The sequence below is a fragment of the Methylobacterium aquaticum genome (genome assembly GCF_001043915.1).
GTDB classification, from domain to species: Bacteria; Pseudomonadota; Alphaproteobacteria; order Rhizobiales; family Beijerinckiaceae; genus Methylobacterium; species Methylobacterium aquaticum.
This window is the reverse complement of sequence record NZ_LABX01000087.1, coordinates 21,997-34,286: the sequence shown is the minus strand read 5'-3', so window position 1 is coordinate 34,286 and position 12,290 is coordinate 21,997. Positions and strand designations below refer to the sequence as shown.

Below are 12,290 nucleotides of genomic sequence, written 5' to 3'. Positions count from 1 at the left end.
CGGATCGCCGCCGTTCCGGGAGAACGCGGCCGCCGGCGCGGCCGGCCGCCCCCTTGTCATGAAACCATCACTCGCCCCGGCCAAGAGATTTCCCGACACGGTCGGCGTGAAACAATCGCGGCCCGCGAACCGTGCGGACCTTGCCGCCTCGGGCTGTTCCAAGCTGGTCTTCCAAGCTGGTCATGGCCGGCCGGGTTTTCGTATACGTTGCGGCCCGGGATGGAGCGCGGCGTGGAGCCAGCGTCGGCGAAGCCGCGCCGCGGAAGTTGAGGGGACGGGACATGGTGCAAGACGCGGCCGCACAGGCCGGCCCCGGCCAATCGGGGCCGGGACCCGCGGAGCTTCCGGCGGTCCGCCCCGATTCCGGCCTCGGCGCCCTCGCCCTCGTCGCCTCGTTCCACCAGATCCCGTGCGAGCCGGCCCAGGTCCGCCACGACCTCGGCCTCGGCCAGCGCGCGATGAGCGGCGTCGACATCGTCCGCGGCGCCCGCCGGCTCGGCCTCAAGGGCCGCCTGTTGCAGAAGCAGAAGCCGGCCCGCCTCGAGAGCATCCCGCTCCCGGCGATCCTGGAGGTCGAGGACGGCCGCTTCGTCGTGCTCGGCCGGCGCTTCGAGGACGGCAAGCTCCGGATCATCGATCCGGTCGCCCGCAGCGCCGAGCACGTCGAGGCCGAGGTGTTTCTCGGCCGCTGGGCCGGCACCATCGTGCTCATCGCACGCCGGGCCAACCTCCAGACGGCGCTCCATCATTTCGGCCTGACCTGGTTCGTCCCGTCGATCTGGCGCTACCGCAATCCGCTCGCCACGGTGCTGGTCGCCTCGCTGTTCATCCAGCTCTGCGCCCTCATCACGCCGATCTTCTTCCAGATCACCATCGACAAGGTGCTTGTCCATCGCGGGTACTCGACCCTGACGCTGGTCGCGGTCGGCCTCGTGGTGCTCGGCCTGTTCCACGTCGTGCTGCAATACCTGCGCGGCTACATCCTCACCCACACGGCGAGCCGCATCGACGTCGAGCTCGGCGCGCGCCTGTTCGACCACCTGATGCGCCTGCCGCTCGGCTATTTCGAGACCAGGCCCGCCGGCCAGACCGTCGCCCGCGTGCGCGAGCTGGAGACGGTGCGCCACTTCCTCACCGGCCAAGCGCTGACTTCGGCGATCGACATCCCGTTCACGCTGCTCTTCCTCGCCATCCTGTACTTCTACTCGCCGCTGCTCGCGCTGATCGTCACCCTGTCGATCCCCTGCTACATCCTGGTGGCGGTGCTGCTGCGGCCGGTCCTGCGCGAGAAGACCCTGGAGCAGTTCAACCGCTCGGCGCTGTCGAGCCAGTTCCTGATCGAGTCGGTGGTCGGCATCCACACCATCAAGGCGCTCGCCGTCGAGCCGACGCTGAAGAGCCAGTGGGAGGAGCGGCTCGCCGCCTACGTCAAGACCTCGTTCGTCGCCGGCCTCATCGCCAGCATCGGCCAGAACGCGATCCAGTACATCTCCAAGGTCACGACCGCGCTGGTGCTGTTCTTCGGCGCCTATGCGGTGATGAACGGCGAACTCACCGTCGGCAGCCTGATCGCCTTCAACATGATCATGGGCCAGGTCACCGGGCCGATCCTGCGCCTGTCCCAGCTCTGGCAGGACTTCCAGCAGGTCAAGGTGTCGTTGGAGCGCCTCGGCGACGTGCTCAACTGCCCGCCGGAGACCCGGTCGCTGGCCCAGGCCCACCTGCCGCCGGCCAAGGGACAGGTCACGGTCCGGGGCGTGTCGTTCCGCTACCATCCCGGCACGCCGGAGGTGCTCAAGGACGTCAGCCTCGACATCCCGGCCGGTCAGGTCATCGGCATCGTCGGTCCTTCGGGCTCGGGCAAGTCGACCTTCACCAAGCTCCTGCAACGCCTCTACGTGCCCGAGAAGGGCCAGGTGCTGGTCGACGGCGTCGACATCGCCCAGGTCGATCCGGCCTGGCTGCGGCGCCAGATCGGCGTCGTGCTCCAGGAGAACCTGCTGTTCAACAAGACGGTGTTCGAGAACATCGCGCTTGCCAATCCGGGCCTGTCGCGGGCGCAGGTGATGCAGGTGGCCCGTCTCGCCGGTGCCGACGAGTTCATCAACCGCCTGCCCCTCGGCTACGACACGCCGATCGAGGAGCGCGGCTCCAACCTCTCGGGCGGGCAGCGCCAGCGCCTCGCCATCGCGCGGGCGCTCGCCACCAACCCGCGCATCCTGATCCTGGACGAGGCGACCTCGGCCCTCGATTACGAGAGCGAGCGGATCATCCAGGAGAACATGAAGCACATCGTGCGCGGGCGGACCGTCATCATCATCGCCCATCGCCTCGCGGCGGTGCGGATCTGCGACCGCATCATCGCCATGCAGGAAGGGCGCATCGTCGAGGACGGCACCCACCGCGAGCTGGTCGACCGGCCGACCTCGCTCTACGGCCGCCTCTGGCGCCTCCAATCCGATCACGGCTCAGCCCAGGGAGAGGCCGCGTGAGCGCCAACCCGAATCCCGTCGTCCCGGCTGGCCTTCCGGCGTCCCGCCGCCCGCCGCCGCCCGCCCGCTTCAGCCCGCGCGGCCTGACCGAGCGGGTGCGGCGCCTGGCCGACGACCGCGCCGACCAGGAATTCCTGCCGGCGCATCTGGAGATCCTCGACCGACCGCCCTCGCCCTACGCGGTGGTGTTCACCTGGGTGATGTGCCTGATGTTCGCGGCGGCGCTGGTCTGGAGCATCTTCGCCCGGATCGACATCCATGCGGTGGCCACCGCCCGCATCCAGCCGTCCGGGCGCTCGAAGGTCGTGCAGCCCTTCGACACCGGCAAGGTCCAGACCATCGCGGTCGAGAATGGCAGCCGGGTTCAGGCCGGCGACGTGCTGCTCACCCTGGAGCCGACCGAGGCCGAGGCCGACCTGTCCTCGCGCCAGGGCGACCTCGCGGCCCTGGAGGCCCAGATCGCGCGGCGCCGCGCCACGATCGTGGCGGTGGAGACGAACAAGTCCACCGCCAAGGTGGATTTCCCGGCTGCCGTGCCGCCGGCGGTGCGTGCCCGCGAGGAGGGCGCGATGCTGGCCGAGATCGGCCAGTACATCACCACCCGCGAGGCGTTCGAGGCGCAGCTTGCCGAGAAGGTCGCGACGCAGGAGCGCTTCACCGCCAGCATCGCGGCGCGCGAACGCCTGCAATCGGTGCTCAAGGAGCGCGCCGACATGCGCGAGACCCTGGTGGCCAAGGCGGCGGGCACCCGGGCGGCGGTGATCGACGCGGTGCAGCAGGTCGAGCAGGTCGCGGCCGATCTCGCCTATGACCGCGGGCAATTGATCGAGGCCAAGGCGGCCGCCACCTCGCTCCAGCGCCGCATCACCCAGCTCGCCAGCGAGACCGTGGCGCGCCAGTATCAGGCTCTGACGGAAGCGGCCCAGAAGCGCGACGCCTTGGTCCAGGACGTGGTGAAGGCGCAGCTCAAGCGCGAGCGCACCCAGCTCAAGGCGCCGATCTCCGGCACGGTGCAGCAGCTTGCCGTGACGACGCTCGGCCAGGTGGTCACCGCCGGCCAGCCGCTGATGGTGGTGGTGCCGACCGACGGGCCGATCGAGGTCGAGGCCCAGCTCCAGAACAAGGATATCGGCTTCATCCTGCCCGGCCAGGAGGCGGTGGTGAAGATCGACGCCTTCCCGTTCACCCGCTACGGCTCGATCGAGGGCAAGGTCGTGCGGGTCTCGCGCGACGCGGTCGACGACCGCGAGGCGGGCGGCGGCAGCGACGCGCTCTCCGTCGCGCGCGGCCAGGGCGTGAACCCGGTGACCGGGATGCCGAAGACCCAGAACCTGATCTTTCCGGTGACGGTGGCTTTGTCCCAGACCTTCATCAAGGCCGACGGCAAGGACGTGGCCCTGACCCCGGGCATGACCGCGACGGTGGAAATCCGCACCGGCCGGCGGCGGGTGATCGACTACCTGCTCTCGCCGGTGCGGGAGACGGCTTCGACCGCGGGGCATGAGCGGTGATGGGGGCCGGGTGCGATCCGCTGCGGGTCTGACGCCGAGCGGCGGATGATCGCGTCGATCACCCGCCGCACATCGTTCCATAAGCGTATTCCGCCGCGGCGAGCCCGGGACGGCCGGCCGCCCCGGACCCGTCCGGCTTATACCAACGGTCGTTGGAAACGACCTTTGGTTCTGTTCTCGAATTGTCGCCAAGCCTCTGGCTTGACATCGAAAATTCGAGATGGGTCAACGGCCCGATGCGTCAGCATCTTGGGCCGATGGTATTACTGGTAGAAGCCGAGGATGGCCTTCGTCTCCAGGTATTCTTCCAGGCCCTCGCGGCCGTATTCGCGGCCGTTGCCCGAGCGCTTGTAGCCGCCGAAGGGCGCGTGCGGGTCCCAGTCCGGCGCATTGAGGTGGACCTGTCCGGCGCGGATCTGCCTCGCCACCGCCCGGACCTGCTCCAGATCGGCCCCGTGCACGTGGGCGCCGAGGCCGTAGATCGTGTCGTTGGCGATCGCGACCGCCTCCTCGACGCTGTCATAGGGCAGGATCGCCAGGACCGGCCCAAAAATCTCCTCCTGGGCGATCGTCATGTCGCGGCGCACCGCCGAGAACACGGTCGGGCGGGCGAAAAGGCCGGTCGCCAGGCCCTCGGGCCGCCCCGGCCCGCCGGCGACGAGCGTCGCGCCCTCCTCGATGCCGATCCGGATCATCTGCTGGATGCGGTCGAACTGCGCCCGGTTGGCAATCGCCCCATGGGTCATCTCCTCGCGCTGCGGATCGCCGACCCGGAACACGGCCACGGTATTCCGCGCCAGGGCCTCGACCTCGGCGAGACGTGCGCGGGGCACCAGCATCCGGGTCGGGGCGCTGCACGATTGTCCGAGGTTGCGCATCGCCGAGGCGACGCCGAGCGGGATGCAGCGCGCGAGGTCGGCATCCGGCAGCACGAGGTTGGGCGACTTGCCGCCGAGTTCCTGCGCCACGCGCTTCACCGTGGGGGCGGCGGCCTGCGCCACGAGCACGCCCGCCCGGGTGGAGCCGGTGATCGAGATCATGTCGACCTCCGGATGCGTCGCCAGCGCCTCGCCGACCACCGGCCCGGTGCCGTTGACGAGGTTGAACACGCCCGCCGGGCAGCCGGCCTCGTGCATCACCTCGGCGAACAGCAGCGCGCTCAGGGGTGACAGCTCGCTGGGCTTGAGCACCACTGTGCAGCCCGCCGCCAGCGCCGGGCCGACCTTCGCGGTGATCTGGTAGAGCGGCCAGTTCCAGGGCGTGATGAGCCCGCAGACGCCGATCGCCTCGCGCGCAATGGCGGTGGTGCCGCGCTGCGAGAGGAACGGGAAGGTCGCCAGCAGGTCGCGGGCGACCCGCAGATGCGCGGCGGCGAGCGGCACCTGCGCCTGGCGCGCGTAGGAGATGGGGGCGCCCATCTCGGCGGTGAGGGCATGGGCGAACAGCTCCAGCCGTTCCATGACCAGCCCGTGGACGCGGTCGAGGAGCGCCGCCCGCTCGGCCGGCGCGGTGCGCGACCAGGCCGGGAAGGCGCGCCGGGCCGCGGTGACCGCGTGCTCGACCTCCTGCCGGCCGCACAGGGCGATCTCGGCGATCACCGCCTCGGTCGCCGGGTTGACGACGCCCGCGCGCTCCGATCCCGCCGGATCGCGCCACGCCCCGTCGCCGTAGAACCGGCCGAGCCGGCCGGCCTCCGTCAGATGCCGGATGGGATCGGTCATTGGAAGCGGTCCTTGAGGCGGTAATAGGCGCCGACCACCGGCAGGAACCAGGGCGGGCCGAAATGGCCGGGAATGGCCGGCCAGGCGAACTGGCTCCATGGGTTCAGCTCGGCGCGTCCGTCCATGACCTCGGCCATGATGGTGCCCATCAGGGTCGACATCTGGGTGCCGTGGCCGCTGTAGCCCATCGCGTAGTAGATGCCGTCGCGCTCGCCGGCCCGGGGAAGGCGGTCGCGGGTCATGTCGACCATGCCGCCCCAGCAGTAATCGATGCGGACGTTGCTCAGCTCGGGGAAGACGTCGTGCAGGGCGGCGCGCAAAAGCTCGCCGCTCTTCTCGTCCGAGGCCGGGTTCGAGACCGCGAAGCGGGCGCGGCCGCCGAACAGCAGCCGGTTGTCGGGCGTGGTGCGGAAGTAGTTGACGAGATTCTTGGTATCGACGGCGTTGCGGCGGCGCGGGGTCAGCCGGTCGAGCGTCTCCACCGGCAGCGGCTCGGTGGCGATCAGGAAGGCGCCGACCGGCACGATGCGCCGGCGCACCCAGCCGAGGGGACCGGCCTGCGAGATCCCGCTGGCGAGCAGAACCTGCTTGGCCCGCACCGTGCCCTTGGGCGTGCCGACGAGGTGGCCGCCGCCCGGCGCGGCCTTCAGGCTCGTCATCGGCGTGCGCTCGTGGACCGCGACGCCGCGCCGGGCGGCGGCCTCGGCGAGGCCCCGGACGAAGCGGCCGACATGCAGCGCCGCGCTCTTGCGGTAGATCAGGCCGCCGTAATAGCGCTGCGAGCCGATCTCGTTGCCCAGATCGGCGCGGCTCACCATCGCGGTGTCGGGATCGACGGTGGCGGCGAGCAGCTCCTGGCTGCGCGCCAGCTTGTCGTAGTGTTCAGGCTTGGCCGCGAGCTTGAGCTTGCCGACGCGGGCGAAGCTGCACTCGATCGCTTCCTCGTGGACCAGGCGCTCGACCGTGTCGACGCCGGCATCGAAGGCGCGGTAGAGCCGGTCGGCGACCTCGCGGCCGAGCTTGGCCGAGAGCGTGCCGTAATCCTGCGCGAAGCCGTTGTTGCACATGCCGCCGTTGCGGCCCGACGCCGCGCCGCCGATCGTGTCGGCTTCCAGGACGACGACGCGGGCGCCCTTCTTGGCGAGCGCCAGGGCGGCCGAGGCGCCGGTCAGGCCGCCGCCGATCACCGCGACGTCGCAGGTGCCCTCGACGGGCCCCTTGGCGCTGCCCGCGAAGGCGGGCGACGTGTCCAGCCAGTAGGATGTGAGCTTCATAGCGGCACCGGGTGATTCCAGATCCGGACGAGGCGGCGTCGGTCGGCGCCGCGGGCGGATCAGTTGAAGGACTGGTTGGCGAGGGCGAAGAGGCGCGCCGGCCCGGTCGGGGGGAGGGCGCCGCGGACCATGGTGAGGGCGCCGCCGACCGGCGGCAGGCCGATCTCGGCGAGCCAGGGCGAGAGCCGCGCCGCCTCCGGCGCATCGATCCGCACGAAGCGGCCGTCGAGCGGGGCGAGCGCCGCCCCGATCAGGCGGTGCGCCTCGTCGGGGCTGCCGGCGACGACCGGACCGATCACGTGGCCGCGGCCGAAGGGGCGGGCGATCGCGTAGCCGGCGGGCGCGCCGTCCCGCAGGAGCACGCAGCCGTCGCCGGCCGCCACGAGGCGGTCCAGCATCGGGCGGCGCGCGAACCCGGTCGCCTCGCGGTCGAGCCGTGCGATGGCGGCGAGATCCGCCGGGCCCAGCGCCCGGATGCCCGCATCGGGCCGAGCGGCGGGATGGCGGCGGAACGGGCCCTGGTGCTGCCGGATGGTCCCGACCGGCGTGAAGCCGTAGCGTTCGTAGAGTCCGCGCCCTTCCGCGGTGGCGTTGAGCAGGAGGCTGCGTGGCCCGGCCGCGCCCAGCAAGGCCTCGACCAGCCGGGTGCCGTAGCCCCGCCCCTGCGCCGCGCCCGCGACGATGATCATGCCGATCGTCGCGAGGGTGCCGTCATCGGGAAACAGGGCCGCCGTCCCGATCACTGCCCCGTCGCGCTCGAGGGCGAAGCCCCGGCCGACCTGAAGGGCGAAGGCCCAATCCTCGATCCGGTAGGGCCAGGCCATCTCCTGCGACAACGCCAGGGCGCCGGGCAGATGCGCCGCCGTGAACGGCACCAGGGCGACCGGATCGGTCTCGGACGACACGTCCGGGAGGAGGGCGGTATTCATGACGGGAGGGTGTCTCGCGCGGGTGGCAGGACGGGACGGGCGAGGCCCGCCCATCGGGCGCAGGCGATCCCGGCGGGCCCGCGAGGTGGGGACCGGTTCGGATCGACGTGTCGGGTTCGTCGCCGTCGCCGAACCGCAACACGCTTCGGCGATGGCGATCATGGGCCGTTCGGGCGCTCCCGATCATCGGCGTCGCGGGCAGGCACGGTGCCGCCATCGGCAGGATCGTCGCGGCGTCAGCTCAGGGCATGGGCCGTCAAGCCGTAGATGCCCGGACGCCCGGGTTCGACCACGGGGAGCGGCGCGCCGCGGGTCAGGGTCTTGGTGGTGTCGAACAGCGCCAGCCCCGCCGATTCCAGGAAGGAGCGCAGCAATCCAGGAGGCTGGCGCGTATCGAGGCGGACGAACCGGCCGTCGAGACCGGTCAGCAGCGAGGCCACAAGTGCGACGGCGTCCGCCTCGCTCTCCGCCACGACCGGACCGATGACGGTGCCCCGCCCGAAGGCGCGGCGCATGCCGTAGCCGACGAGGCGCCCGTCGCGGCGCAGGCCGCGGATCTCGGCCGTGCCGGCAAGATGGGCCATCAGCCGGGGCCGGGCGGCGCCGAACGCGGCGGCGTCGAGGGCCGCGACCTCGCCGAGCCCGGCGGGCGCGATCGCCTCGACGGCGGGGTCGGGCCCCAGTACGGGCGCGGCCCAGGGGGTGGCATAGCCCTGATGCTGGGAGACCGTCGCCTGCGGCACGAAGCCGAGTGCAACGTAGAGGCGGTAGGCGGCGCGGGTCGAGTTCAGGATCAGCCGGCGGTCACCGCATTGCTGGAGGATGCGGTCCATCATCCAGCGCCCGCCGCCCTGGGCCTGCACCCGCGGTGTCGTGATGACCATGCCGATGGTCGCGCATTCCTCGCCGTGGGGGAACCACATCGCCGATCCGAAGACGCGCCCGATCTCGTCCTGGGCGACGATGCCGTGCCCCAGGGAGCGGAAGGCGTCCCAGTCTCCCGGGCGATGCGGCCACTCGACGCCGAGGGACAAGGCGTGGAGCGCTTCCACGTCGACGGAGGCGATGTCCTGCGTGGCGAGCTCGTAGGACTTCAGCCGCATCGTGTTGGGGGACGTCGTCACCACATCAACTCCTTTCGGCCGGCGTCTCGGGGCGCGATCCGGGTTCAAGGCCCGCACCGCCTCTCCGGGGCGCCACCGCTCACCGTAAGATGCGCCGGACCGCGCCGACATTTCCGCTGGAGATCGGGCGGTTTTCGGAATTTTCGCCCGAAGCCTCCCGGATTACGGCAGGAGCCCCCGGCTTTGGTCGCTAGGGTCGAGGAGGCTCAAGGGGAGGGGGCGACGTGCCGCACGCTTTTCGGCCCTCTCCGGCCCTCCACGCCCCCAGCGACGCGACCGGCCCCATCGCGACCGGGCGGTCTCGCCCCGCGGGGCTCTCACGCCGAGGAAACAGGGATGTCCCTTCTGGTCACCATCGACACCGACCCGCAATTCGCGCCGAAGCCTGGCCTGCCGCTGCCCGAGCGCCTGATCGCCGGCTCGCCCGAGTTCAAGACCTGGGCGCAGGACGAGTCCCGCGGCGAGACGATCAAGACCGGCATCTGGGAGGCCACTCCGGGCGAGACCCACTCGATCAAGGGCACCACCTTCGAATTCTGCCACATCCTCTCCGGCCTGGTCGAGATCGAGGAGGCGGGCGGCGAGACCAAGACCTACCGGGCCGGCGACAGCTTCGTGATGAAGCCCGGCTTCGTCGGCATCTGGCGCACGATCGAGACGGTGCGCAAGATCTACGTCTGCGTCTACGAGTGATCGCGGCCTGACGCGGGCCGGTTGTTCGGGAATGCGGGAAAGGCGGCCGGGAGGCCGCCTTTCTCGTCTCCGGGCGGCGGCCCGTCGCGATGGCGCCCGGCACGGCAGAATGTTTCGCGGCCGGGCGAGCCGCCGGCACGACCGGCAGGGATCACGATCCGTGGCACGCCCGTGGCGCGGCTCGCGAACTCACCTCACCCGCCGCCTTCCGCAATCCCGTCGTTCCCGATACACGGACGATCATCGAAAGGCGCAGGCCATTCGTCCAATTGCGATGGTGAGCGTATGTCATGCGCGCCGTTGCATCGCTCCTCGTCGACCCGGATGTGGGCACGACATCGTCCGCGGGCGCGCGAAGACATGCCTCAGGCGCCGCATCTCATGATCGACCCTGAACAGGACTGCCAAGCGACGACGCGGTGATGCGCCGCACAAATTTTGCCGGAACCGTAGATTCGCAATTTTGTGCCGTCCCTTTCCGTCGTTTCGGTGCAAATCGCGTTGCGGATGCGACACACTGCTTCCATCGAAAGCCGGACCGGTTCCCGATCTCCCGCAAGGGTCGCGGAGGCGGCGGCCAGGATCGGATGGCACCGGTGTTGTGTGCACCATTCGCCGACCTTCACCCGCCGCCGCTCGGACCGACGACGGCGTCGGACGGCCCTCCCGCCCAGGGCGCGGGGCGGCCGCTCGCCTTCGACGGCCCGCGAGATCGGATGTCGCCCCTGGCCGGGCTCTCACGACCGATCCGCCTGCGTCCTCGTCACGACCGTCGTCGCGGGATGCGGCCCGCCTCGACCCGTTTCCTTCACCCCCGCGTCGTCGGCGGATCACCGCCGCACCAGGAGCTTGCGATGAGCGACACGATGGCCAACTGGACTCCCGGCGACGACGCGATGGTGGAGAATGCCATCCGGCGCGGCGCCGACCGGCGCGAATTGCTGCGCATGATGCTGGCGGGCGGCGTCGCCCTCTCGGCCGGCGGCGCGATCCTCGGCCGCGCCGGCGCGGCGCTCGCCGCCGAGCCGGTGAAGGGCGGCCACCTCAAGATCGCCGGCTTCGCGGCCTCGACCGCCGACACGCTCGACCCGGCTAAGGCTTCCAATGCCACCGACTACACCCGCTGCTGCGCCCTCTACAACCGCCTGACCTTCATCAACGGCGCCGGCCTGGTGACGATGGAACTCGCCGAGAGCGTCGAGAGCACCGACGCCAAGACCTGGACCGTCACGCTGCGCAAGGGCGTGACCTTCCACGACGGCAAGAGCCTGACGGCCAAGGACGTCGTCTTCTCGCTGAAGCGCCACCTCGATCCCGCCACCGGCTCGAAGGTTGCCACCCTCGCCAAGCAGTTCGCCGAGGTCACGGCCACCGACGACCGGACCGTCACGATCACGCTCGCCGCGGCCAATGCCGACCTGCCGACCATCCTCGGCCTGCACCACTTCATGATCGTGGCCGACGGCACGACGGATTTCTCCAAGGGCAACGGCACCGGCGCCTTCGTGCTCAAGGAGTTCAAGCCGGGCGTCCGCTCGGTGATGGCGCGCAACGACAACTACTTCAAGAAGGGTCCCTATTTCGACACCTTCGAGTATTTCGCGATCGCCGACGAGCCGGCGCGTCTCAACGCGGTGCTCTCCGGAGACATCCATGTCGGCGCCAACCTCAACCCGCGCTCGCTGCGCGTCATCGAGGGCAACCCGTCGATCGCGCCGTTCATCAGCAAGCTCGGCAGCTACGGCAACTTCATCCTGCGGCTCGACATGGCGCCGGGCGACAAGGCCGGGGTGGCCGAGGGCTTCAAGTACCTCGTCAACCGCCCGGTGATCCAGAAGTCGGTCCTGCGCGGTCTCGCCGAGATTGCCAACGACCAGCCGATCCCGTCCTGGAGCCCCTACTACAACGCCGAGCTGAAGCAGCGCGAGTTCGATCCGGAGCGCGCCAAGTCCCTGTTCCAGAAAGCCGGCATCCTCGGCCCGGAGATCCGCGTCACCGTGTCGGACGCCGCCAGCAGCTCGGCCGACTACGCCGCGGTGCTCCAGCAGGCGGGCGGCAAGATCGGCCTGAACCTGGTGATCGACCGCGTGCCGGCGGACGGCTACTGGTCGAACTACTGGCTCAAGGAGGCGTTTCACGCCGGCAACATCAATGCCCGGCCGACGCCGGATATCATGTTCTCGCTATTCTACCAGTCGAACGCGCCGTGGAACGAGAGCCGCTACAAGTCGCCGAAGTTCGACGCGATGCTGCTCGAGGCCCGCGGCCTCCTCGACCTGTCGAAACGCAAGCAGATCTACGGCGAGATGCAGGCCATGGTCGCCAACGAGGCCGGTACCGTCATCCCGGTCTTCCAGTCGAACCTCGACGGCGTGTCGCCCAAGCTCAAGGGCCTGGTGGCGAACCCGCTCGGCGGCATGATGGGCTACACCCTGCCGGAATACACCTGGTTTGGCGCCTGAGCGACGTCGCCCGCGGCCCCGGGGGCTGACGCCGATGCGGCGTTCCCCGGGGGCCGCTCCCGTTCCCGCCGTCACGTGCATGGA

At 70.5% G+C, this 12,290-nt stretch carries 8 protein-coding genes; 4 read left to right on the top strand and 4 right to left on the bottom strand.

Translation table 11 applies throughout. From position 1 onward, the window contains the following. Positions 1-281 precede the first annotated feature (281 nt). Entirely contained in the window at positions 282-2,492 is a 2,211-nt protein-coding gene (locus VP06_RS12060; RefSeq protein ID WP_048464018.1) for a type I secretion system permease/ATPase, read from the top strand. Continuing rightward, positions 2,489-4,003: an HlyD family type I secretion periplasmic adaptor subunit gene (locus VP06_RS12055; RefSeq protein WP_048464017.1), complete on the top strand. Its 1,515-nt coding sequence runs from the start codon at positions 2,489-2,491 to the stop codon at positions 4,001-4,003. Before VP06_RS12060 ends, VP06_RS12055 begins: the two co-directional genes overlap by 4 nt. Before the next feature lie 263 nt (positions 4,004-4,266). Here the strand turns inward: VP06_RS12055 and VP06_RS12050 are convergent, their stop codons facing one another. The 4 genes from VP06_RS12050 to VP06_RS12035 form a co-directional block, all read right to left on the bottom strand. Then, positions 4,267-5,724 carry an aldehyde dehydrogenase family protein gene (locus VP06_RS12050; protein WP_048464016.1) on the bottom strand — a complete coding sequence of 486 codons (1,458 nt, stop codon included), beginning with the start codon at positions 5,722-5,724 and terminating at the stop codon, positions 4,267-4,269. Beyond that, on the bottom strand, positions 5,721-6,998 hold the full coding sequence (locus VP06_RS12045; protein ID WP_048464015.1) for an NAD(P)/FAD-dependent oxidoreductase: 1,278 nt from the start codon (positions 6,996-6,998) through the stop codon (positions 5,721-5,723). The genes VP06_RS12050 and VP06_RS12045 overlap by 4 nt, the downstream gene beginning before the upstream one ends. A gap of 59 nt (positions 6,999-7,057) precedes the next feature. Beyond that, positions 7,058-7,927 (bottom strand): GNAT family N-acetyltransferase, encoded by an 870-nt coding sequence (locus VP06_RS12040; protein ID WP_048464014.1) that lies wholly within the window; start codon positions 7,925-7,927, stop codon positions 7,058-7,060. Positions 7,928-8,163: 236 nt separating this feature from the next. After that, positions 8,164-9,030, bottom strand: coding sequence for a GNAT family N-acetyltransferase (locus VP06_RS12035; protein WP_048464032.1), 867 nt, complete (start codon positions 9,028-9,030; stop codon positions 8,164-8,166). 357 nt (positions 9,031-9,387) lie between these two features. Here VP06_RS12035 and VP06_RS12030 point away from each other — a divergent pair, with 357 nt between their 5' ends. Beyond that, positions 9,388-9,744: a cupin domain-containing protein gene (locus tag VP06_RS12030; RefSeq protein ID WP_048464013.1), complete on the top strand. Its 357-nt coding sequence runs from the start codon at positions 9,388-9,390 to the stop codon at positions 9,742-9,744. A gap of 854 nt (positions 9,745-10,598) precedes the next feature. Beyond that, entirely contained in the window at positions 10,599-12,206 is a 1,608-nt protein-coding gene (locus VP06_RS12025) for an ABC transporter substrate-binding protein (protein ID WP_048464012.1), read from the top strand. Positions 12,207-12,290: the final 84 nt, after the last annotated feature.